This is a genomic window from Saccharibacillus deserti (assembly GCF_013618475.1).
Taxonomy (GTDB): domain Bacteria; phylum Bacillota; class Bacilli; order Paenibacillales; family Paenibacillaceae; genus Saccharibacillus; species Saccharibacillus deserti.
The window spans coordinates 1272305-1295765 of the sequence record NZ_JABJVN010000001.1; the positions used below are offsets into that span (position 1 = coordinate 1272305).

The window sequence follows — 23461 nt, forward strand, 5'->3', positions numbered from 1 at the left end:
ATGATTAAAATCAGAACATTCCTGGCGCTGATCTTCGCCGCTTTTGTCATTCTGCTGAGCGCGACATTCGGATTTCTGCTAAGCGGACGCTCCACCCAGGCGCTAGAAAAAGAAATCGGGGGCTCGCTGGCCGGAACGGCCTACCAGCTGTCGGACAAACTCGATAACTTCATGTGGTCCCGCTCCGGCGAAGTGCGGCTGCTGACCGAACTGGACCCGCTTAAACAGCCCTCAGATCCGGAGAAAGCCCAACGTCTGCTCAATCAGCTGCAGTCGAACTTCCCTTCGTTTTCGTGGATCGGCTTCATGGATGCGAAAGGCAAAGTGCTGGCGGGGACAAACGGAATCCTGGTAGGCAAAAACATTGCCGAACGGCCGGTATTCGCGGAAGGGATCAAAGGTTCTTTTATCGGCGATGTGCACGAAGCGGTGCTTCTCGCCAAGCTGCTGCCGAATCCGAGCGGCGAGCCGCTGCAGTTTGTCGACATCAGCTACCTGGTGCGCAGCGATGCTGGCAAAACGGTGGGCGTTCTCGCGGCGCACCTCAGTTGGGAATGGGCCAAAGAAGTCGAACGGACCCTGCTGCAGCCCCTCTCCGATTCAGGCAAAGACTTTGAAGTCTTTATTGTCAGCCAGAAAGACGATACCGTACTGCTCGGACCGGAAGGATGGGCAGGCCGGGAACTCAAACTTGCCAGCGTAACCAATTCGCGCAGCGGGCAAAATTCCTGGGTACAGGAAACATGGCCGGACGGCCAAAAACATCTGACGGGTTACGCCTACGGAGACGGTTACCTCGACTATCCCGGACTGGGCTGGACCGTATTGGTCCGGCAGCCCGAATCGGTCGCTTTCGCACCGGTCGACAAAATCAGGCAGGATGTTATCGTGGCCGGTCTTATTGCGGCTGCTTTGTTTGCAGGGATCGGACTGCTGACCGCGGAATTCATCTCCCGGCCGATTCGCAGACTGACCCTGGCCGCCGATCAGGTTCGGCGGGGCGAAGCTGCGGAGATCCCGCAGACCAAAAGCTTCAAAGATATCGACAGTCTCTCGTATTCGCTGCACAGTCTGCTGGGCTCGCTGCTGCGTACGGAACATGCTCTCGGACATATGGAGAATGCCGCGCTGCGCGACCAGCTGACCGAGATGCCGAATCGGCTGGCGTTGGAACGGTATCTGGAAGACACCATTGAAGGACTGGAACGTACCTCGGAGACTTTGGCCTTTATGTATCTGGATCTGGACGGGTTCAAAAAAGTCAACGATACGTTTGGCCATCAGGTCGGCGATATTCTGCTAAAAAAAGTCGCCAAACGTCTGCAAACGACAATGCAGCCCGGCGATATCGCGATTCGGCTCGGCGGAGACGAGTTTCTGTTGATTGTGCGCCGGCCGATCGAAAGCGTCCAGGCGGAAGCCGAGAAACTGGCCGGCGAAGTGCTGAAGCTGATCAACAATCCGTTTATCGTCGGGATGCACCAGCTGTCGATCGGCTGCAGTATCGGTGCGGCCTTCTATACTCCGGATATCGAAAGTGTAACGGAAGTCATCCAGACCGCCGACGATTGCCTGTACCAATCCAAGAAATCGGGCAAAAACCAGGTCACTTTCCACGGAGCCGATCCGGCGGCAGATTGAACGTTCTCCTGGCGCTTCATCCGTATACTTCAAATATACGCTTCAAAAACCGCACGGCCCCGACGAGAAGTCGGCTGCCGTGCGGTTTTTTTGGACATGCAGGCTTCGGATGCCGGACGGCTTCTGCCGGATACCCGGTTTTTTTACCGGTTCCCGGCTTGGTGGAGATTCTGCATGTCGTTCCCCTTGCGTTCCGCTCCGCCGCGGAAATGTTCTCTCACCGTATCGTAGGCGAGCTGGGGACGGCGGTAGCCGTCGGCCAACCCTTCGCTGTTGCGGGTGCAGCCGCGGCTGAGCAGCCAACCGGTCGCTTCCGTTACGCGGCAGCCGCCGAACTGCCGGATGAAGACGCCCGCAAGCGGCGAGTCTTCATCCAGATAGGCGCGCAGATTGTCGTCCGGAATATCGCACTGCCGTTCCTCCGAGCCTTTGACACGCTCCCGGCTGCGAAATCCGTAGTAGCCGTCGGCGCCGAATTCGCTTAGAATCAGCGCTTTTCCTTCTCCGCCGAGCCGGCCTGCCCACGCCGCGGCCTGCTGCATCAATTGGCCGGGATCTTCGTCCGTGTACCAACCGGGGTACAGATTGACCGGGACGATATCCGCCAGATCCAGACAAAAAAGTTACAGGGCTCGGGAATCCTCCTCCACCCTAAACTCGAATCGTCCTCCGCCGCCTTCTCCGTGATCGGAACAGCCGTCCAGTCTGTATACCTTTCCTGTCCACCCTGGTTTTGCGGTTCTGCGGGGCTCGGAAAGGATCCGCTCGCAGGTCTCGAACACCTTGTCCGGCGACCCATAGCCATCTTCCGAATTGTCGAACAGATAATGAACGGACCGGCCGTCATATTCCAAATTGTGAAAAATCGGATCGCCTTCGTCCGTGTACAAAGCAAGCTGTACGGACGCCGGATGGGCCTGCTCGACCTGCTCCATAAACCTGTGCCAAACTTGGACATTGATCGTTCCGCCCGGCCCCTGAATCACATCGCCGTTCTTCTCCGCCCGGTCCGTCCGGTAGCGAATAGAAGCGATACGCTGCCGCAGATCTTCGGATACCCCGGAGTCGATCTCATACGCCGTATTCGTATTCGACTTCTCCATCAGCATGCCGGGTCCCCCGGACGAACCGAGCCACAGCCGAAACTGTTTCGGTTCGCCGCCCGCTTCGTATCGAATCTCGTAGTCGGCCGGCCCCACGTCCGGTATACCTCTGAGCCGATCGGCCTGCCGGAAGGCTTCACCAAAAGCTTCCGCGTCTTCGGCCTTGTCCAGCCTGCCGAGCGGCCGGGGTTCGTCAAGCGGGATGACGCGGTTGACGATGACCGGTCCCTGGACCGGTTCGGCGGAACCTCCTGTCGAACAGCCGGTAAATACCGCGGCAAGCGCCAACAAAACGAGTATTTCCTTTTTTGTTTTCCGTCTCTTTGTGGATGGCATCGAATCTCCCCCTTTGTCCCATAAACGCCGCGGCAGCGAAAAGAGTTGCAAAAAAACCGCTGCGAGCCGAAGCTCCAGCGGGTGATCTATAAGCTATGCTTCGTATCCGATAAAGCTGCGGCAAAAATCAATTATCTGAAAAACTTGCCGGCTTTCCAGTACAACAGCTCCTGCCAGCGCGGACTGGTCTGGATCATTTCGTGCATCTGCTCCAGATCGACGGTGCGTCCCGCCGCATTGCTGACAATCAACGAACGGCCGCGGTATTCGGTCCGATAGCCGAACCAGGCCGCGATCAGGGGCACAATCTCGTCGCGATAGGGGCGTACCGTCAGCAGCTGCAGAAAAGTATGATAACTGAGGGAATATCCGGCATCGGGCGCTCTGCGCACGTATTTGGGTTTGATCGCCGCTTCGCATTCGGGACATCTCTGCTGCATCCCCAATCTGTAATTCGGGGTTTCGAACCGGCATGCGCAATCGGGACAGCCTACCAGCGCCAGGTCGCGCCGGGCATTATCGGGAACATGAACATTCATGGGAATCTCTTCTCTCCTTTTCTCTGGGGCTTCTTCCGGGGTGCTCGCCTGAGGCGTTTCTTGGTTCCCTATTGTACTCTTTTTGATCCAACAAAAAAAGTCCCGGTTCAAGACCGGGACTCCGATTATCGAGAAAGTCATTTCACTTCGGATCAGCCCCAGACTTCGTCCGCCACTTCCTTGACGAAGCGGAGCTTGGCCCACTGCTGCTCTTCGGTCAGGACATTGCCTTCTTCCGTCGAAGCGAAGCCGCACTGCGGGCTGACGCACAGCTGATTGATATCGACGTACTGCGCCGCTTCTTCGATCCGTTTGAGGATCTGCGCTTTGTCTTCCAGCTCGCCGAACTTGGAGCTGAACAGACCCAGCACCACCTGCTGGTCTTTCACGTATTGGAGCGGCTCGAAGCCGCCGGCGCGTTCGCTGTCGTATTCCAGATAGAAGCCCGACACGTTGGAACCGCCGAACAGAATCTCCGCGATCGGATCGTAGCCGCCGCCTTCGCCGGCGTAGGTCGACTTGAAGTTGCCGCGGCAGACATGCGTGGTGACGACCAGATCGGCCGGGAGGTTCTCGATCGCCAGATTGTTGACGAACAGGAAGCCTTTGGCCATTTCGTTGATATCCACGCCCGCTTCTTCCTGCATCGCGCGGAACTGACGGTCGCTCAGTGCGCCCCAGGTGCAGTCGTCCAGTTGGATATTGCGGCAGCCCGCTTCGTAGAAAGCGAGGATCGCATCGCGGTAAGCCGTGCCTACATCCGTGTACAGATCCTGACGGTTCGGATAGAATTCGTCCACCGTCTTGATGTTGTCGCCGCGGAAGAGTTCGAACAACAGCTGTGCCGGTGCCGGAATCGTCTGACGGGCCACGACGTCGTCGCCGGCCGCGCTTTTCAGGAATTTGAAATCTTCGACCATCGGGTGCTTCGCGCCTTCGCCGACTTTGCCGGTCAGGAGCGCCGTTTCCGCGCGGGATTCCACGCCATGGAACAGGTAGCCCGTATCGGACGCTTTTTTGCCGACGCCTCCCAGTCCCCAGAAGAAGTCCAGATGCCACCACGAACGGCGGAATTCGCCGTCGGTTACGCCTTTGAGGCCCACTTCTTTTTGCTTGGCGACGAGCTTCACGATCTCTTCGTCTTCAACTCTGCGCAGGTCCGCCGCGCCGATCTCGCCCGCCGCAAACCGGGCGCGCGCTTCTTTGATCGCCTGCGGACGCAGGAAACTGCCTACGATATCGTGACGGAAAGGAACCGTGTCTCTTTGGGTAGCCTGCTCGAAAATGGTGCTCATGGATAACATCCTCCTCGGGAATATCGAATACGATTTTAATGTTCAGGCAAGTATCTGTTTGTTTGAACCGTTCATCGTCGAGCGGAAGGCGGCCTGCCGACTTCGACGGGAGATTAGGAAATACTATATCATCTCCCGCTTGGAGCGGCGTAACGCCTAAAAACTATACCCCGCTATATCAAAATCTTATAGCGGGGTATATTGGTCGGAATTAGAAGCGTGCCGTGCCTGCTTACGGGCGGCAGTTTGCCATGCGTTTATCTTGGACCGGCTGGGTTTTTATCCGATGGCAGGCAAACTCAACGTCTTCAGTCGGCCCAGACTTCGGCAGCCGTCTCGGCCACGAGCCGGATCTTGTCCCACTGCTCGTCTTCGGTCAGCAGATTGCCTTCTTCCGTCGAAGCGAAGCCGCACTGCGTACTCAGACACAGTCGGTCGATGGGAACAAAAGCGGAAGCTTCCGCGATTCGGGATTGGAGTACTTCCCGGCTCTCCAATCCGCCGTGCTTGGTCGTCACGAGGCCCAGGACCACAAACTGTTCCTTGATAAAGCGCAGCGGTTCAAAACCTCCGGCGCGTTCGTTATCGTACTCGAGGAAGAAAGCATCGACGCGGCAGCCGCCAAACAAAGCTTCCGCGACCGGCTCGTACCCGCCCGAAGCGAACCAGGTCGAATGGAAGTTTCCGCGGCAGACATGCAGGGCGATCGTCATATCGGAAGGACGCTCCGCAATCGATTCGTTGATTAGCCGAACGTAATCCGCGGCCAGCTTATCCGGATCGTTGCCCTGGCTGCGCAGCTGCGTCCGGTGCAGCAAGCTGCAGAGTGTTCCCCAGGTCGTATCGTCGAACTGCAGATACCGGCAGCCCGCCGCATAGAAAGCGCGGATCGCGTCCCGGTAGACCGTCACGATATCCGCGAACAGCTCTTCGTCGCTGTCGTAAGCCGCTCCTCCGTGATAACGCTGCACGAAATGGAACAGCGCCGGAGAAGGAAGGGTCATTTTGGCGGCTGCGTCTCCCGCCAGCGCTTGCAGCGACTCGAAATGCCGGAGCATGGGATGGCTGCCGAAAGCGATCTTGCCCGAAATACGGAACGATTCCGCCCGCTGTTTGGCATCCGTACGGCCGGCCGCGGCGTTCAGGTCGATTTTCTCCGTGCCTTCGATCCCGAAAAAGAAATCGAGGTGCCACCACGAGCGGCGGAACTCGCCGTCGGTGACGACGGCAAGGCCAAGTTCTTTTTGCCGCTCGACAAGCTTGGCGATTTCCGCCGTTTCAAGCTCATACAGCTGTTCGTCCGTCAGCTTGCGTTCCCGATGCAGACGCCGGGCTTCGAGAAGCTCCGGCGGACGCAAAAAACTGCCTACGAGATCGCAGCGAAAAGGCGGCGAAGTTCTGATTGTGCCGATCACTGGACTTTGCATACGTTCCTCCCGATTCAAAAATGGAAATGTAAAACGCTTCTCCGTCAAAACAGAAACTGGTTCGCCGCGAAATACCGCCGGGCCACCAGATCGTTCAGCAGATCGATATAGGCGGCCGCGATCGGGCTTGGCCTGCGGTCTTTGTGCGCAATCCAGCCGACCGTGAACAATTCGCCCGTTTCCACCGGTACCGACTTCAATACCGATCCGTCGAGTTCGGCGGCCAGAATCCCCGTTCCCACCGTATAACTGTCCGTTCCCGCCAACAAACTGGACAGCGTGGCCCGGTCGTTGACCTTGACGCTTCGCCCCGTTTCCGGCAGATGCAGCAGTTCCTCCGAGAAGTGCAGCGAACTGCTCTCTCCCTGATCGAACGTAATGTACGGGTAGGGCGGCAGATCGTCGATCTTGACGATTTCCCGATGGGCAAGCGGATGGGACAGCCCGACAAAGATATGCGGCTGCGTATTGAACAGCGGCGTGAATTTGAGGCTGCCGTCGCTGAACATCTTGTTCATGACCCTCGCATTGCGGTCGCACAGATACAAGATGCCCAGATCGCTGCGCAGTGTGCGCACGTCTTCGATGATGTCGGACGTCTGCGTTTCACGCAGCGAGAAAGCATATTCGGCTTCTTCTCGCCCTACCATCAGAGCGGAGAACGCTTCGGAAGCAAAAGCGTAATGCTGCGTCGAGACGGAGAAATGAACCGTGCTGCGCCGCTTGTTCTTGTAACGCCCTTCCAGCAGTTCCGCCTGTTCGACGATCTGCCGGGCATGGGCCATAAATTCCACGCCGTCCGCGGACAAGGTGATTCCCCGGTTGGTCCGATCAAAAATGGTCACGCCGAGTTCCTGCTCCAGATCCTTGATCGCGTTGGACAGACTCGGCTGCGAAATAAACAGGCGTTTGGCCGCCTCGTTGATCGAGCCGCATCCGGCTACCTCAATCGCATACCTGAGCTGCTGCAAAGTCAATTCCGTTCCCCCGCTTTCAACTTACGCCGTACTTTTTGTCCCAAGATCCCTGCTGCTTGCGAATAAACACGATTTGCCCGATATGGTAGGCGTTATGGATGGTAAGATGGGTAAGATCCCCCGTCCATTTATCGACAGCGGACTCATCGGCCTGTTCGATCGATTCGATCCAGCTGCCCATGACGGAATGGTAAGCGTCCATGGCCTGCTGCCACGAGCCTTCGCCGCGCTCCCGCGGATCGAAGGTATCGTCGTTGCCGCCTTCGAAAGCCTCGACCGTTTCGCCGAGGAACCGCTTGAGATACCTTTCGTTATAAAAGTTCAAATGCCGCACGATTTCGTGTACGCTGTTCATTTCTTCGTTGCTTTTCCAGTCGGCCTGCTTTTGGGTCAACCCTTTGACGGCAGAGGCCATCGAAGTAAACCAACCATTTTCGCTGCGGCAGGCCCGAAGCTGATCCAACAAAATCTCCCGATTCTTCATGTGCTTCCTCCCGGTCTTCGAATGGAATGACGGCGGACCACGTACAATTAACGGCGTTCGGCCAGCTCCAGATGATAATCGCCGACCGCTCCTTGATCATACAAATTGTCCAGCGATGTCGAATAATTATGAATATCCGCGACCTGTTCGAATCCGATCTGCGGAACACGCACGCGAAAAGTTCCCCGGTAGAGCAGCGTCGTCACGTCGTGATAATCGTCATGGGTGACTTTGAAATCGAAGGCGACCGCTCGGCGCTCTTGTCCGGGGGCTCCGACCGTAAATTCACGCAGATTCATCACTTCAAATCGTCGATCATCGATCCATACCGGATTCGTATTCATGGCATCGCCTCCTGTATGCTTGATGTGGATAAGGATCGAAAGCAGTTTTACTATAATGGATTTGCAGGCGGGATTCCACCCCTTTGGGAAGCCGACGCTTTGAAATGGAAAATTTGCGCCAAAAAGGAGACCCGCATGAGCCTGAGCAGCCAACCGATTACGAAAAATTCGCCTTCCGCCGCCGCGATTCAAACGCTGTACGAAGAAGCTTTCCCTGCAAACGAAAGAGCCCCGCTGTCTATCCTGTACAGGAGAGCGCGCAGGCCTTTCGTCGATTTTACCGCTTATTACGAACAAGATACCTTTATCGGCTTCACGTATCTCGCCCGCCGCGAGAATCTGGTCTTTCTGATGTATCTGGCTATCGATCCCACGCAGCGTTCCCGCGGATACGGCAGCCGGGTACTGGAACAGATTCGCGCAGCGTATCCGGGCAGCCGGATCGTCCTGAATATCGAAGCGCCCGATCCGGCCGCGGCGAATGCCGAGGAACGCCTCCGCCGGCGCGAATTCTATCTGCGCAGCGGATATGAAGCTTCCGGGTATCTCGTCAAGGAGTTCGGCGTCCAATATGAAGCACTCGTTCAGGGAGGAACTTTTGGCCGGGAAGAATATCTGCGCCTCTACAAGCGCTTTATGGGATTTCCGCTGTCCGTGCTGGCCCGTCCGAAGATTGTTTCAGCGCCGGACGCGCCGCCGCCGATTGGCGGATCAAGAACATGAACATGCCGACCAGCACCAGTACGCCGCCGCCGATCTGAATCCAGGTCATATGCTCGCCCAGCAGCCAGACCGCAAGCAGCGACGCGCCGACGGGCTCGCCCAGAATACTCATGGAAATCGTCGTGGCGTTGACATAGTTCAGCAGCCAGTTGTTGATGACATGGGCAAGCGTCGGCACGATCGCGAGCAGCACGAATACCCCCCATTCCCGGGCCGGATAATCGAAAAATTCCTGTACCGTCGCCAAATTGTAAAGGGTCAGAAACACGGCGGCGGCCAGGAAAACGCAGAAGCTGTAGATCCAGTGCGAGACTTTTTTGACCGCGTTTTGCCCGATAAACAAATAGCCGACCACCGCGATCACGCACAGAAACGACAGCAGGTCCCCCCGGATAGCCTGGGCGCTCAGTCCGAAATCGCCCCAACCGATGATCATGACGCCGACCGTGGCGACAATCAGCGCAAAGATAGACGCCCGCGTCGTCCGCTCCCGGAACAGGATAAATCCGGCGGCAAGCGAGACCAGCGGCTGCAGCGCGAGGATGATCGTCGAACTGGCTACCGTGGTCAACTTCAGCGATTCGAACCACAGCGCAAAATGCATGGCCAGAAACAATCCGGAAAAGATCAGCAGACGGGCTTCTTTGCCGCCGATCCGTTTGAATTCGCTGCGCTTGATCCAGACAATCGGCAGCATCAGGAAGCAGGCAAACCACATCCGGTACATACTCAGAATTGAAGAAGGCGCGTCCGACCATTTGACGAAAATCGCCGAGAACGAAACGGCAATGATCGAAATGGTCAGCGGAATAGCAATCGATTTTTTCATGGTTCTCTCTGTCTCTCCAGTCTGTCGGATCTGTAGGATGCGTCTTGGCATCAACGGATACCATGATAACAATATTCTCTCCAAAAAGGTACTCCTTGCGCTTCGATTCTCCCGAAATGCACGATCGCGAAAGTTTCTTCGCGGATTGGGTCATTTTTCCAGAACCGCATGGCGATCTTCTCCCCGCGCAGCCGCCCCGCTGAAGCACCTGCTTTTGAGTCAGTTTCCACGCCCCCGTTTAACACTTTGTAGGTTGGTTAAATGGAGCAAGACGGAAAGCACTTACCTACTTGAGGAGTGAAACCAATGTTTGAAAAAAATAAAGCGGCCTCACATATCGAAAAATTGATTCAGGACATGTGTACGTCGAGTTTCAATCATCCGCCCGGTAGGATCGGCGTCTATCCGGACGAGCGTTCTCTAATTATCCATCTCGAAGATTTTATGGGAGACGAAGTTCTCCGCCTTATCAATCTGCATGACCAGGATGCCCTGCGATCCGTCCAGGAATTGATGGTTGAACATATGCTTCCCAATCTGACACGTACACTCAAAGAAACGACGGGAACGGAGATCGACGCTTTTTATTACGACTGGTTCGATAAGGACCTGTCCGGAATGCTGATCGGTATGCCCAAAGAGCCGCTTCATTCGGCGCGGTCCGAGCTGTACCCCGGCAAAGACGCCGTTCACGAGAAGATTGGCCAAGTCACTTGCGAAATCCAGAAAATTCCAGACGAGACTTATTCCTATTGGGCAGCCGACCATATTCTCGTGATTATCCGTGAAGGAATCCTGATCAAGCTCGAGAAGGCTTTCCTGGAACAGGGAGCCGGCGAAATTCTGAGAAAAGTCAAACGCAATCTCGAAAAAAACGTTATTCAACAAGAAGCCAATACGCCTATCGAGAAACACCTGAACCGGAAAATCAAAAGTTATTATCTCGATTGGTCTTTCGATCAAAACAAAAGCTTTTTGATTTATGTATTCGAAAAATAGCCGCAAACCAAAACAAAATCCGGTCCCGCTGTCGAAAGACAAGCCGGTCCCGGATTTTGTGGGTTATAGAGGCGATTCCCCGCCCTTTTACTTGGAAGCGTTCCGCTGCTCCTGTTCGCGCAGCTCGATCCGGCGGATCTTGCCCGATGCCGTCTTCGGCAGATCCGTCACGAATTCGATCTTGCGCGGATATTTGTAGGGAGCGGTCCATTCCTTGACGCTCGCCTGCAGCTCTTTGACCAGCTCCGGCGTTCCTTCCGCGCCGTCGCGCAGAACGACAAACGCTTTGACGATGCTGCCGCGGATCTCGTCCGGACTTGCAACGGCCGCACATTCCTTGACGGACGGATGTCTCATCAGCGCTTCTTCGACTTCGAACGGTCCGATCGTATAGCCCGAACTGATAATAATATCGTCTCCGCGGCCTTCGAACCAGAAATACCCTTCGTCGTCGAGACTCGCGCGGTCGCCCGTAATGAAGTATTCCCCGCGCATCGACTGTCCTTTGCGTTCGGGATCTTTGAAGTATTCGCGGAAAAGGGCCGGCAGTTCGCCGTGGACGGCAATATTGCCGACTTCGCCCGGAGCAACCGGTACCCCTTCGTCGTCGACGACAAGCGCAAGGCCGTCCGCCATCGATTTGCCCATGGCGCCCAGACGAACCGGCGAACCGACCAGATTGCCGATCAGCAGCGTACTCTCGGTCTGGCCGTATCCGTCCCGGATCGTCAGACGGTGATGCTTCTGGAATTCGTCGATGACGCCCTGATTCAGCGGTTCTCCCGCCGAGACGGCGCTGCGCAGATTCGTCAGGTCGTATTCGTCCAGCCCGTGGGATTTGACCATAAGCCGGTATTCGGTCGGCGTGCAGCACAGGACGCCGATCTTGTAATCCTGAAGCAGATGCAGATAGCGCTTCGGATCGAAGGCGCCGCTGTATACGAAGCCGGTCGCCCCGCTGCCCAGCACGGACAGGAACGGACTCCAGATCCATTTCTGCCAGCCGGGAGCCGCCGTTGCCCAGACCGTGTCTTCTGCGCGGATATCCAGCCAGGAAGAAGTGATGCGCAGATGCGCGTAGGCCCAGCCGTGCGTATGCACCACGCCTTTGGGATGACCGGTCGTTCCCGACGTATAGGCGAGAATCGCCATATCGTCCCGGAAAGTTTCCGCCGCTTCGAAGGTATCGGGCTGTCCCTGCGTCAGCTCGTTCAGATCGATCCAACCTTCGGCCGCCGCGGTATCCGCCGTCTCGGTCACCCGAATCCGGTGGTTCAGTGCCGGAAGTTCTTCTTCGATCCGGTCCACTTCGCCCGTAACCGACGGCCAGGAGATGACCGCGCGCGCTTCGGAATGAATCAGGCGGTAAGACAGGTCTTTGGCCCGCAGCATTTCCGAGGACGGAATGATGACCAATCCAAGCTTCAGGCACGCCATATAAATGACATAAGCCACGATGCGCCGGGGAACGGTTACGAGCACTTTGTCTCCTTTTTGCAGACCCAGTCCCGACAATCCTCCCGCAAGTTGATTGGCGCGCTTCAACAGTTCGCCGTATGTGATCTCCGCCCGCTCGCCGGCTTCGCCGAGCCATTTGAGCGCGATTTTCTCGGGAGCGTAATGCTCCATTTCGGAGGTCAGGTTATATCTTTCCGGTGCAATCCATTCGCTGTACTTCATCCGACATGTCTCCTTTTTCTCACCCAGTATTAAGATCAGATGGCTATTAGTATAGCACGTATTAGGACCAGGTGTTAAGCGAGAAGCCTCTTTATGTGTCCGCGACATGAAATCCCGTCCAAATAAAACGTTTGCAACTTCTTTGATTATTTGTGATTTGTTTCACAACATTATATTTCAAATCTGTTTTAATAAAAGGGTAACCTATTCTGTGGAGGCGAACAACATGAGTTTTGACGGTGCAGTAATCGAACGGCAGGGCAAAAAGTTTGCGGCGGTGGCAGTCAAGCTGCATGTACTGGGTTATTCCGGTACCTGCGAAGAAATGGCGGCGAAATACGCTTCTTATTTTCCGGATATGCCGATCGTCCTGGTCTCGCAGGACGCGGACGGCACTTTGAAATACTGCGGCGATTCCGATTGCGTCGCTTGTCTCTCCGAACTTGGCGCCGCATCGATTCCTTGGCAGACGTATCCTTCCGTTCCGAAAAAGGAACTTGCACTCCGGTGATTGCCGGAGTGTTTTTTCTTCTTCTCACCTTTATGTCCGGACACCCCGTATCCACTGCCCCGACCGGCAAAAGCGCAAGAAAGGCTCCTGCCGGAGATTCGCCCTTCTTGCGCCTTGTCGATCTATTTTTTATACACTGCGGAATGCTACCGTTCCCGTATTTACGCTGCGATTGACACGAAAAGCCTTCTCCGCCGTGTCGAATTCTTCTCCCCATTGGAGCGTATAGCGAAACTCGTAGAATCCGCCCAGCGTTGCTTTGAAATTCGTTTCCCAGTAATTGGTCATTACCCAAGCGTACAGCGAGAGACGGTCCTGTTCGGACTGCTGTCCATGTACCTTGCGCTCGCCGAAAGCAAGCGGTCCGGTCTGGATCAGCGGCGTATCCGGCGTAGACAGCGCAAGCCCGCCTCTCGGGTCCACAAGCGCCATTCCTTCCTGAATGCAGTAGAAGTCGGTCAGCGTTCCCGGAATCTGATCGATTCCCGGACGAACTTCCGCCCCGGCTTTTTCGAGCCAGAGCTGCCCGCTGTCTTCACCTGCAAAAGGCAGCGAGACATAGACGTTTTCGGGTTCCCATACGCTTGTTTTATGCATGCGAACCGATACGTCTACACGCGGGAGACCGGCGTATACTTTGAGAAACAGGGAGTAGTGGGTCATCCCTTCCACCGCGTAGGTCAACTCCACGGTAGCATACAGAAGCCCTTTGGCGATTTCTTTGACGCCGATCAGACGGCCTGCGAAGCGCTGCACATTCATCCCTTTGCGGTTGCGACCCATGATTCTTCTGACCGTCATCTGATCGCCGCGCTCGCCTTGGGTCACTTCATAAACAGGGGTGAAAGCACCGTGCTCCTGCCCGAAATCGATCATTTCCCGACTTGTCCGCTTGTCGATCCAGGAAACGATACCTTCCCCCTGCTCCCACGCAATGTGTACATGGGCAGATTCGATTCCGTTTTCCGTGACGACGATTTGCTGCCTGTTTCCGCCTTCGGTCGGCGTAATCAGATCCCGAATATCATGCACGCGGTCGGCGCCGATCAACCGCGTGCTGCTTGCCGTACTGCCCGTTTTCTGCGACGAAGCGCCGCGGATCGAATAGCGCTTTTCTTCGCCCGCTTGAAGCTCGGCCATGATCGCAATCTGGTATCCCCGGCTCACTCTCTCCTGCTGGTGAGGTACCACGTCTCCGGTTGCTTCCTCGACGACTTCCAGTCCGTTTCTGAAATAATCTGCTTCCCACTGTTCTTCCAGATACATAAGCGCCAAATCTTCGACCGGGTAATCGAACGAATTGATCACCTTGTACGTAAAAGCGCGATTCGCCCGAAGCAGGACGTCGCCGCGTTTTCTCGTCACTTGATCCAGACAGCGGTGCGCCAGGCGGCTCGCTCCGGCGGCATAAGCTTCTTTTCTGGCCGCCAATTCCTGCACCAGGGGATGCCAAGGCTCGGAGATCGAAGAATGATAGCCCCATGTGTGTTCGGCGTACATCAGCATCTGCTGCTCCGCTTCTTTTACCTTGTCCGCGCTGATCGTTTCTCTCTGCGGATCGAGCCTTTTGACGAGAGAAAGCGTACGCTGCGCATTGCGGAAAATCTGGGTATGCATCGCGGTGGAAGCTACGCCGTCCGACCACCAGTCGGGCCAGTCCCCTTTATATACGGGGATGTCTACCTTCTGCTGCTTGACGAGATCGAAGTAACGGTTCAGCGTGGTCATCTCAATCTCGGCCACATCGCCGTGTTTGGCATTCCATTCCCGGATAAAGCCCATGACGCGTCCGTTCGGAGCCGCGTTGTCCCGAAGAAGTCCCATCACGTTGACCAGCACGAAATCGTACGGATATCCTTCTTTGTCGAGCTGCTCCAGGTAACGACCGATCCTTGTCTCGGCAGTCTTCCAATGATCTTCGGCGATGCCCCAGACTGGCGTCTCGTCCTGAATGGAGTAGGACAGCATCCCGTCGGGATTGAGACCCAGGTCGTTGCCCATCATGTAATGTTCGCCGCTCCAGACCAGGATTCGGCTGCCGCCAGGCGTCTCCCAATAAAAAGGAAACTGCTTGCGACCGATCGCGAACATCCCGTGATGGGTATGGATGCTGCTCAGCAGGTGCTCGACTCCGGCATCGGCCAAAGCCTGCGCGTATCCCCAGCTGTAGCCGTTAATATCCGCCGTCATGGCCGAACGCACCCGCAGGCCCAAAGGCTCGGCGAACAGACCGGCCCTGGCGACCATCCCCGACAAAAGCTCGTAATCGATCAGTTCTGTCATGTTCAAATAAGTACCCGAAAGCTCGATATCGCCTCTGCGCAGCGCGTCGACGAACCGCTCCTTTTCATCGTCCGCCGCTTCTTCCAGAAACTTCTCGACGGCCCAGAACGTTTCGCACGTCCATTTGAACCCTTCCCATTCGGGATGTTCTTCGGTCCGGGAAGCTTCGCAAATCGCAATGGCCTGCCGGATAAAGTCCACCTGGTACTGTTCGATTTTCTCCTGTCTTTCCGTATAGCCGATATCGGTATGGGAATGGTGAATCACATAAATCTTCCGCTTTTTCGCTGCCGCCTGCATCACTTTCGCCTCCATTCGTATACGGTTCGCCGCACCCGCGGCTTTCTTGTCATTCGTGCCTGCTTATCACGAAGTCGTGAATACCCAGCAGTGTGCTAAACAGTGTACTGCGGCTTACGCGAATATCGATTTCCGGGCAATTGGATAGTAGGCCTGTTTGAAAAGCAGGGACAAACAAATGGGCGCTTTTGGAAATTTGCCCGCCAAGCACGATCGTATCCGGCCGAAAGCTCAGCAGCGAAGGAAGCAGAATCTGGGCCATGCGCTGTCCGAACTGTTCAAATACGCTCCTTGCACCCATATCCTCCTCATCCGCAAGCATGGCCAGATCGCGAACGTCAAGTTCCGCCGCAGCAAGTCCCTGCCGGCCGGCCAGTTCCAGCACGCCCCTTCGGGAAATGCAATCGTCCGCGATGCCCGCTCCGTAAGGGAGACGATACAGCCATCCCTCGTCCGGCACATCTTCTCGCCGTTTCACCGGCTTCCCTTCTTCCAGAAAGCAGGAACCCAGCCCCGTTCCGATCGTCAGACAAAGCGCCCGCCGCGCCTCGGCCGCAGCTCCGCCGGAAGCCGACTCACCAAGCCCGAACAGCAGCGCGTCATTCTCGAACGCAATGCGAAAATGCGGTGCCAACCTGCGGCTTATCGCCGGTTCACGGCGCAGGGCTTGTTCGAGCAGCCGGCCGAAAGGAAGACCATACAGGGAATCGAACTTGCCGAGCCCCCGGATTCGACTGACACCTTCCGTGTAATCGAACGGTCCGGGGAAAGCAAGACCGAATCCGTCTACCGCGGAATCCGATTCCGTCTGGGCGAGAACCTGCCCAAACACGTCCGCAAAATACGCGATCAGCGGCTCGGCGTCCAGATCGGCTGTCGATGCGTAGTAACCCACCGTCGCTTCCGAAACTTCTCCGTCGATGACGGCGGCCGCTTTGATCTGCGTTCCCCCGACATCGAAAGCGACAATCAGAGAAGACATATCCGGCACCTCCTAAGTCCGTACATAGGCTTTGATCGTGCCTACCGTCCGGCCTTCGCTGGGTCCGCTGGGCCGAATCGTATAGCCGCCGACCGCCGCCGGTACGATAAAGGTCTCGGCATAGCGGATCACGAACGGTTCGAACGATCCGTCCATGCTCTCGACGGCCGCTTCTTCGCCCGATACCAGGTTCAGCATGTGAACGCTTCCATTTTGTTCGTGCGATACGGCCTCGGAAAACCAATGCCGGCGCGTTTCGATAAACTGCAGGTTATGCAGCCCTGTCCGCTCTTCGGTCCAACCTGTTCCCTGTGCAATCTGTTCGATGCAATTGACGCATTCCGCTTCTGTCCATGCGGTCGTCCGGTCCCAGCGAATCACTTGTTCTCCGTGCTTCAAATGCACCGGACGGGGCCTGCCGTCCAATCCCATCCGATTCCAGTCCCACAGTTTGAACGTGAAAATGTAAGGCGTGGCGCTAATCTCCAGAACCATACAGCCCGATGCGGAACAATGTACGGTTCCGGCGGGAATAAGGAAGTGGTCATGTGCGGACGCGGGAAACTTTTGAATATATCGCTCGGCCGGGAAAGGCTCTTTGCCATCCTGCGCCGTATGCAAATCGGCGATCATGTCTTCGGAAGAAATATTCTCGCGCAGACCGAGATACACTTGGGCCCCGGGCTCGGCATCCAAAATGTAATAACTCTCATCCTGCGTATACATCATGCCGAAGTGCTCGTGAATGTATTCCGTGCTCGGATGAACCTGAAGGCTCAAATTCTGTCCGCCGATCGTATCGAGAAAATCGAACCGAATCGGAAATTCGGCTCCGAAACGGGCATACACGTTCTCGCCGAGCAGTTCGATCGCCCGAAAAAACACCAAATTGATCGCCGGCAGTTCCAGGCGTACCTTCCCATAGAGAAAATAAAGACTGTTCTCTTCCGGCACGCCGTCGAATCCCCAGGCATAAGGGTTGTCCCCCTTGGGCAGACCGATATGTTTTTCCAACCATTGTCCTCCCCACACGCCGGGATCGAAATAAGGAACCAAACGAAACGGACGAACGGCGGTCTGGGACAAACCTTCAAACAGTGCCCGGCCCGTCACCATGACAGGCGAATCCCGGGCATTCGTATCCAGATAATAATCGACATCGGCCAGCAGCCCTTTTTTCAAACGGTCGGCCATGCGCCATTCGAAGAAAAAGCCGCGTTTATACCGTTTCAATATGTCGTCTTCCGGCCGCATCTCGCGCCAGCCGCCGATCTCCTGCCCGCGATAACGCCGCTGAATCTCCCAACGCGCCAAGTCGGCGTAGAGCAGCAGATCGCCGCGGGCGGCCAGGGAGGCGCCGAAGCCGATCACCAAGACAATTTCCGCAGACGAATCTTCAATCGATCCGCGCAGCTCGTGAAGCTTTCCCGCATCGTAAAACTCTTCGATTCGAAACGAAGACAGATAACCGAACACGCGATCCTCGGTCATATAACGCCCGATCTTGCGATCGACTTCGGACGGAGGCAGCGCCGCTTCTTCGGCCTGCCGCACTTCCAACGAGAATGAAGCAAACGCCTGCTTGCATCCTTCGACAATTTCCTCCTGCCGAACGCCGGGATAACATTCCAGTACAATCACTGTTTTCGGTTTGCCCAGCCGTTCAACTGCAGACACAAGCTCGCGGCCAATCGCCGGATAGCCCGCCCAAGCTGCGTCATCCTGCCCGTGGATCGAGATAAAAGGCTCTTGATCATAGCCTGGCGACATGGATATGAAATCACTCCTTTACTTTTTATGCTCAAAATATATCACAAATTAACATAAACGAACAAAAAATATTTTTGGTCTTTTGTTCATACGACATGAAGCTCGATTCCCGCTTGTTCGATCTGAAGCCGGTCTTCTTCGCTCAATCCCTGATCGGTGACCCAGACATCAATATCGTTCAACGCGGCAACCCGGGTAAGGAAGCGTTGGCCGACCTTGGAAGAATCGAGCAGCATGATTACTTTTTTGGCGGAACGGATCATGGCTTTCTTTACCTGGGTATCAAGCAGATTAGGGTCCGTGAAGCCCGATTCATGCGTAAAGCCGAGAGCGGACAAAAACAACACGTCTGCGTGATAATGCGCAAAAAAACGTTCCGCTTCGGGACCGACAAAGGTACCCGACTTGTCCCGAAACAGTCCTCCGCAGCTGATCACGGTCCGCTTCTCGGAAGCGTAAGGACGAAACAGATTAAGCGTATCAATGCCGTTGGTCAGCAGCGTCAATTCGTCCAGACGTTCCAAGTGCACGGTCATACGCGATACCGTTGTTCCGTTTTCCAGGGCAATGGTACAGCCGCTGTGTACAAAGTTTTCGGCGGCATAAGCGGCCAACCTGTTTTTTGTGTCGCGATTGCTGGATTCTTTGGTCGTAATTGCCGGTTCTTCCCGGATCTCTTCCGCCGCCGGCGCCCGATAAACGGCTCCTCCATGGGAGCGGTTGATCAGATGCTCCTGTTCCAAAGCGTTCAAATCGCGGCGAATCGTCATTTCCGACACGCCGAAGTGTAGGCTCAATTCTTTTAATGTAGCCGCACCCTTGTCGGCGAGATAAGCGAATAAGGCTTGTTTTCGTTGTAATGGCAGCATCGTTCACACCTCTTTTTCTCAATCTGACAAGCTAACTTTCCTATTTTAACATAAACGAACATAAAAAAGCGGCCCCAGGGACCGCTTCTTCTTTCGCGAACTTCTACTCTTCTGAAAATCGCTATCCTTCACATCTCCAACAAATACTGCACATCGCTGCCGTCCGTCGGATAAGCGAACAGCGTGTCGCTCAGCTGCGGTGCCGTCAGTCCGTGCCGTATCGCAATCGTGAAATAGTTGATCAGATGCTCCGCTTCGCCGTTCAGGATATGGGCACCCAGGATCCTGCCGTCCGCTTTATCGAGAATGACCTTCGCCCTGCTCGGTTGTTCGCCGATCCGTTTGTACGTATACCAAGCCGACATATCCACGTGGTTGACCTTGATATCTTTGCCGCTGTCTTTGGCCTGCGCTTCGCTCATGCCGACCGACGCGAGCATGGGATAAGTGAAAGCAATCGACGGAATCGCCGTGTAATTGGGCTTCGAGCTGTCGGCTTGAAGCAGATTGGCCGCTACGGACCGGGCTTCGAGTCCGGCGGCCGGAGTCAGCGAAGGACCGGGCGATCCGGATACGTCGCCTGCCGCATATACGTCCGGATTGCTGGTGCTGCGCAGATATTCGTTGACGGTTACGCCTTTTTTATCGAAGTCGACTTCGCCCTGTTCCAGATCCAGTTCGTCGATATTCGGAACCCGGCCGGCGCCGTGCACGACCGCTCCGCATTCGAGGCGCAGCGGCGTACCGTTTTGCGTGCCTTCGAGCAGGAAGCCTCTGCCGGAGCGTGACAGCTTGGTCGTCTTCGTGTTCAGATGGAACGCAATTCCGATCTTTTTCATACTGTCGACCAGCGCCTCTACCAGATCGGGATCGAAATTTTTGAGCGGCTTGTCGTCGTTATGAATCACATGTACCTTTGCTCCGGCTTCGGCCGCGATATGCGCGAATTCGAACGAAATATACCCGCCGCCGATAAATGCGATCGTGTCGGGAAGACTCTCCAGGTCGAGAAAATCGTCGCTGTGAAGAAGCAGCTCTTCGCCGTCGATACCGAGCGTCGCAGGGCGGGCGCCGGTCGCAATCAGGATCTTGCCGCCGGTCAGCGTATGCTCGCCGACCGTAATCGTACGCTTATCCGCAAAAGAAGCGGTACCGTGGAAATAGCGGATCCCCGCCTGCTCGAACTTTTCTTCGGTCGATTTCGGAATGCCTTCGGTAAATGTATTTTTGAACGCCATCAGTTCGGACCAATCGATCGCGTTCTCGCTTTGGATGCCTTTGCCGGTCAGATTTCGGCTGCGCGCGATCAGTTCGGCGGCTCCGGCCAGCACCCGCTTGGGATCGCAGCCTCGCTGGGAGCAGGTACCTCCGAATGGACGCGGATCGATGATCGCTACGCTCCAGCCCTTCTCCCGGCAGGAAGTTGCGACATTCTGTCCGGCACTGCCGGTTCCGAGTACGATCAGATCAAAATTGAAATCGGATAGGGGCTTCATAGAAAATTCCTCACTCTCTGGGTATGGACTGCATTTATCTTTCGCTTACCATTACCCGAATTGCCCGCTTGCGCCTTGTTTCGTCCGCCGCGCCAAAAGGCCCGGACGGGCGGCGATCTTCTCGCCGCCCGTCCGGGCCTTTTGGCTGAACTGCGTTCTTATTTGGCCTTTTCGGCGATGATCGTCGAAACGGCATGTTTGTAAATGAGACTCTGCTTGCCGGCAGAAGTTCGTACGACGATCACGAAACGGTCGAACGCTTCGATCTTCCCTTGAATACGGGCACCATTGACCGTAATGACCGTGCAGTCGCGCCCGCTCTCGCTAAGCTGCCGCAGCTGATCGTCCTGCTGAAAGCCTGTTCGTTGTTCTCCGGATGGTTCATTGGACATTGTGATCCCTCTCTCTATGTTAATGGGATAAGATTCGTCTCGACGTTCTTCCGCGTCAATCCGATTCCTGGTCATTATACCATCCCGAACCGCCCGAGTCTCAAAAAAGCCTGGAGCAAATTTGCGCGGCGGCCGCCTTTGGAAATCGGCCTATGCTCTCATGGTGCACGAAAATCAAGAAATCTCCTGATCGGGGCTGTTCGGCCCGTTCTTCTGGTACTGCTTCGGCGTTATTCCGTACTTTTCCTTGAAAATACGGATAAAATGATTCGTCGACTGGTAGCCGAGTTTCTCGGCGATCGCACTTACGGTCATCTGACCGCCCTGCAGCAGCCCTGCCGCCGCTTCCATTCGGCGAGCCGTGACGTACTCGATAAAGGTGCTGCCGGTGTTCAATTTGAACTGGCGGCTGACATAGTTCGGAGTGACTCCCAGATGTTCGGCCGCCCGGTCCAGACTGATCTCGTTGTACAGATGGTCTGCGACAAACTGCCGCACGCCTTCGACCAGATCCCGGTTGGTCCGCTGTTTGCGTTCTTCCAGATGTCCGAATGCGGTGTCCAGACGTTCCCTCATCCATTCAAGAAACAGTTCCGCATCGGAAATCCCGCCCGCTTCCGCGCGAATATCCGTATCGAACAGCAGCTGCGGATCCACACCCATGCCTTTTAGCGTCTTGTGGAACGTATAGACCAATTCGCCCAACTGCTGCCGGCCGTAATCCGCCGTGAAACCGCCGCTTCGCATCTCTTCGACCGCGCCTTCGACCGCCTGGCGTGCGCGGTTCCGTTCGCCGGCTTTCAACCCATTCTCCAGATCCGCGAAGAAGCGCACGGACCCTCCCGTCGATCTTCGCTCTTCCTCGTTCAGCTCCCCGTAATCCAGCCGAAGCCGATCGGGATAGAAGAATCCGTAGCGGCCGGCTTCTATCGCTTCCCGGTGCGAATAGGCGGCGGCATCGCTTCCCTGCTGCCGGGTTGAGCCGATGCAGAGGGTATACGCCTCTCCCGCTGCCGGAACAATCCGCTTTGCAATCAAGCTACCGGCTTGCGCGGAAGACAGCCGCAGATCGACAATTCCGTACAAACTGCGGTCCGGCGCCACAATCACCCAAATCCGTGCGTCTTCGGCGGACTGTGCTTCCAGGCGCTCGGCCAACTGGTAGGCTTCCGCCAGCTGCGGAGCACCCGGTCCGGCGCTTCTTGGCTGCAGGATAAAGCAGCAGATACGGTCTCCGAGCAGTTCAAGCCCAAGAAAACGGCGCATCTCCTGCGCATTTCCGGTATCGGATGCGCCGGCGGCTTCTTCGCCGGGCTCCGGCGGTATCCGGTGCCCGCCGCTCAGCAGTTCCATGATGTAATGGTACTTGATGACCGGTTTGTTGACGGCCAGCTGCTCGTTCAGATCGTGCAGCTGCAGCGAGTAGCGCTGCAGGGTAGACCCGATCGGTCCGTATTGTTTTTTGGTCAATACATACAGCAGGGCGAGACCCACGAGCAGCAGTCCCGCCCAGAGCGCGTACATGAGGTTTTTGAGATCGGCCGCTTTTTTGTAAAAAAGGCTCTTGTCCACAAGCGTCACGTAATCCCAGTTATTGACCCGCGAATGCGCATAAGCGACCACGGCTTCCCGTCCGTCCAGCTCCGCTTCGAAACTTCCCTGCTGCGGGTCTCCTCCGCCGGTCCGCTGCGCCCAGAGCGCGGCCGCCTGCATATAAGCCGCTCCGCTGTCGGGATCGGCGTTTCCCGTCACAAGCTCTCCCCGTTCGTCCACGATAAAAGCCAGTCCGCTGGCCGGATCAAAAGAATCGGCCAGCGACTGGCGCACCGCGCTTTCCTTCAGATGGATAGCGAAGACCGCCTTCCGGCGATCGAGCGGCGCGAAGTACGGATAGCTGCGCACATAGCTGATCAAGCGCTCTTCGCCTCCGCCGGCGTCGGGCGCGGAAGCGGCATACCAGCCGACCTGGGCATCCGTTGTCAGGAATTTGTCCAGCCAGGGTTTGCGAAAGCCGGGATCGCGCCCGGATTCCTGAGGGAAGTAGAAAAACCGCGTGCCGTAGAAGAAGACCGGATCCCGGAAATAATACATATCGACATAACGGATAAACGGCTGCTCCGACTGAAGGGCCGATAACGCTTCCTGCACGTTCACGATCGCGGAATAATCATGCCGGATCTGATGGGTCATCGGGTAAAACAAAGCGGTATTGTCATCCGACAGCTCGGTCAGATTCCGCTTGGCGATCTGTACCGTCGGCATCAGCAGCTGCTCGTCGACCGTATTGCGGATCTGCTTGACGGACTGCGTGTTGAACCGGTACAGCTCGGTGTTGTAAGCCTGCATCATATATTGGAAAATGCCGATCTGCGGCAGAACGCCAAGAAGCAGAATCAGCGCCAGATTGAAAAAAAGCAGCCGCGAGAAAAAAGCGGACTCGTTCAATTTTCGGTTCGGCATGCCTTCTCCCCCTTTCGCCGG

General features: G+C 56.0%; 21 protein-coding genes. 4 read left to right on the forward strand and 17 right to left on the reverse strand.

The window, feature by feature from the left end:
* A complete protein-coding gene (locus tag HOP44_RS05695) occupies nucleotides 1-1641 on the forward strand; it encodes a diguanylate cyclase domain-containing protein (protein ID WP_172251281.1) in 1641 nt (546 codons plus the stop codon).
* Nucleotides 1642-1784: 143 nt separating this feature from the next.
* On the opposite strand, the gene HOP44_RS05700 is transcribed toward HOP44_RS05695, so the two are convergent.
* The 8 genes from HOP44_RS05700 to HOP44_RS05735 all read right to left on the reverse strand — a co-directional run bounded on the left by HOP44_RS05700 (nucleotide 1785) and on the right by HOP44_RS05735 (nucleotide 8146).
* Nucleotides 1785-2186, reverse strand: coding sequence for a hypothetical protein (locus HOP44_RS05700; protein ID WP_181286069.1), 402 nt, complete (start codon nucleotides 2184-2186; stop codon nucleotides 1785-1787).
* Nucleotides 2187-2264: 78 nt separating this feature from the next.
* Entirely contained in the window at nucleotides 2265-3035 is a 771-nt protein-coding gene (locus tag HOP44_RS05705) for a DUF4362 domain-containing protein (protein WP_172251283.1), read from the reverse strand.
* 176 nt (nucleotides 3036-3211) lie between these two features.
* Nucleotides 3212-3619, reverse strand: a complete 408-nt coding sequence (locus tag HOP44_RS05710; RefSeq protein WP_172251285.1) for a hypothetical protein — start codon at nucleotides 3617-3619, stop codon at nucleotides 3212-3214.
* 152 nt (nucleotides 3620-3771) lie between these two features.
* Nucleotides 3772-4914, reverse strand: coding sequence for a 5-methyltetrahydropteroyltriglutamate--homocysteine S-methyltransferase (locus tag HOP44_RS05715; protein WP_172251287.1), 1143 nt, complete (start codon nucleotides 4912-4914; stop codon nucleotides 3772-3774).
* A gap of 308 nt (nucleotides 4915-5222) precedes the next feature.
* Nucleotides 5223-6341, reverse strand: coding sequence for a 5-methyltetrahydropteroyltriglutamate--homocysteine S-methyltransferase (locus tag HOP44_RS05720; protein ID WP_172251289.1), 1119 nt, complete (start codon nucleotides 6339-6341; stop codon nucleotides 5223-5225).
* Between the two features lie 44 nt (nucleotides 6342-6385).
* Nucleotides 6386-7318, reverse strand: coding sequence for a LysR family transcriptional regulator (locus HOP44_RS05725; RefSeq protein ID WP_172251291.1), 933 nt, complete (start codon nucleotides 7316-7318; stop codon nucleotides 6386-6388).
* Between the two features lie 16 nt (nucleotides 7319-7334).
* On the reverse strand, nucleotides 7335-7802 hold the full coding sequence (locus HOP44_RS05730) for a DinB family protein (protein ID WP_172251293.1): 468 nt from the start codon (nucleotides 7800-7802) through the stop codon (nucleotides 7335-7337).
* A 47-nt stretch (nucleotides 7803-7849) separates the two neighbouring features.
* The gene (locus tag HOP44_RS05735; RefSeq protein WP_172251295.1) at nucleotides 7850-8146 is read right to left on the reverse strand and encodes a DUF3219 family protein; all 297 of its coding nucleotides are present in this window, start codon (nucleotides 8144-8146) and stop codon (nucleotides 7850-7852) included.
* A 99-nt stretch (nucleotides 8147-8245) separates the two neighbouring features.
* Here HOP44_RS05735 and HOP44_RS05740 point away from each other — a divergent pair, with 99 nt between their 5' ends.
* Nucleotides 8246-8869 (forward strand): GNAT family N-acetyltransferase, encoded by a 624-nt coding sequence (locus HOP44_RS05740; protein WP_172251297.1) that lies wholly within the window; start codon nucleotides 8246-8248, stop codon nucleotides 8867-8869.
* On the opposite strand, the gene HOP44_RS05745 is transcribed toward HOP44_RS05740, so the two are convergent.
* Nucleotides 8781-9698, reverse strand: coding sequence for a DMT family transporter (locus HOP44_RS05745; protein WP_172251299.1), 918 nt, complete (start codon nucleotides 9696-9698; stop codon nucleotides 8781-8783). The two genes, HOP44_RS05740 and HOP44_RS05745, sit on opposite strands and share 89 nt — an antisense overlap.
* Before the next feature lie 306 nt (nucleotides 9699-10004).
* On the opposite strand from HOP44_RS05745, the gene HOP44_RS05750 reads away from it, so the two are divergent.
* Nucleotides 10005-10697: a Na-translocating system protein MpsC family protein gene (locus HOP44_RS05750; RefSeq protein ID WP_172251301.1), complete on the forward strand. Its 693-nt coding sequence runs from the start codon at nucleotides 10005-10007 to the stop codon at nucleotides 10695-10697.
* Between the two features lie 87 nt (nucleotides 10698-10784).
* On the opposite strand, the gene HOP44_RS05755 is transcribed toward HOP44_RS05750, so the two are convergent.
* Complete coding sequence (locus HOP44_RS05755; protein ID WP_172251303.1) at nucleotides 10785-12377, reverse strand: acetate--CoA ligase; 1593 nt, start codon at nucleotides 12375-12377, stop codon at nucleotides 10785-10787.
* Between the two features lie 226 nt (nucleotides 12378-12603).
* Here HOP44_RS05755 and HOP44_RS05760 point away from each other — a divergent pair, with 226 nt between their 5' ends.
* Nucleotides 12604-12888, forward strand: a complete 285-nt coding sequence (locus HOP44_RS05760) for a hypothetical protein (RefSeq protein WP_172251305.1) — start codon at nucleotides 12604-12606, stop codon at nucleotides 12886-12888.
* A gap of 129 nt (nucleotides 12889-13017) precedes the next feature.
* Here HOP44_RS05760 and HOP44_RS05765 read toward each other — a convergent pair whose 3' ends face one another.
* The 7 genes from HOP44_RS05765 to HOP44_RS05795 form a co-directional block, all read right to left on the reverse strand.
* Nucleotides 13018-15486 (reverse strand): glycoside hydrolase family 38 N-terminal domain-containing protein, encoded by a 2469-nt coding sequence (locus HOP44_RS05765; protein WP_172251307.1) that lies wholly within the window; start codon nucleotides 15484-15486, stop codon nucleotides 13018-13020.
* A 34-nt stretch (nucleotides 15487-15520) separates the two neighbouring features.
* Complete coding sequence (locus tag HOP44_RS05770) at nucleotides 15521-16453, reverse strand: ROK family protein (protein ID WP_172251309.1); 933 nt, start codon at nucleotides 16451-16453, stop codon at nucleotides 15521-15523.
* 12 nt (nucleotides 16454-16465) lie between these two features.
* Nucleotides 16466-18223 (reverse strand): class I mannose-6-phosphate isomerase, encoded by a 1758-nt coding sequence (locus HOP44_RS05775; RefSeq protein ID WP_172251311.1) that lies wholly within the window; start codon nucleotides 18221-18223, stop codon nucleotides 16466-16468.
* A gap of 86 nt (nucleotides 18224-18309) precedes the next feature.
* Nucleotides 18310-19092 carry a DeoR/GlpR family DNA-binding transcription regulator gene (locus HOP44_RS05780; RefSeq protein ID WP_172251313.1) on the reverse strand — a complete coding sequence of 261 codons (783 nt, stop codon included), beginning with the start codon at nucleotides 19090-19092 and terminating at the stop codon, nucleotides 18310-18312.
* 128 nt (nucleotides 19093-19220) lie between these two features.
* Nucleotides 19221-20588 carry a dihydrolipoyl dehydrogenase family protein gene (locus HOP44_RS05785; RefSeq protein ID WP_172251315.1) on the reverse strand — a complete coding sequence of 456 codons (1368 nt, stop codon included), beginning with the start codon at nucleotides 20586-20588 and terminating at the stop codon, nucleotides 19221-19223.
* Between the two features lie 158 nt (nucleotides 20589-20746).
* The gene (gene hfq, locus HOP44_RS05790) at nucleotides 20747-20980 is read right to left on the reverse strand and encodes an RNA chaperone Hfq (protein WP_172198613.1); all 234 of its coding nucleotides are present in this window, start codon (nucleotides 20978-20980) and stop codon (nucleotides 20747-20749) included.
* A 174-nt stretch (nucleotides 20981-21154) separates the two neighbouring features.
* Nucleotides 21155-23440 carry an AraC family transcriptional regulator gene (locus tag HOP44_RS05795; protein ID WP_172251317.1) on the reverse strand — a complete coding sequence of 762 codons (2286 nt, stop codon included), beginning with the start codon at nucleotides 23438-23440 and terminating at the stop codon, nucleotides 21155-21157.
* Nucleotides 23441-23461: the final 21 nt, after the last annotated feature.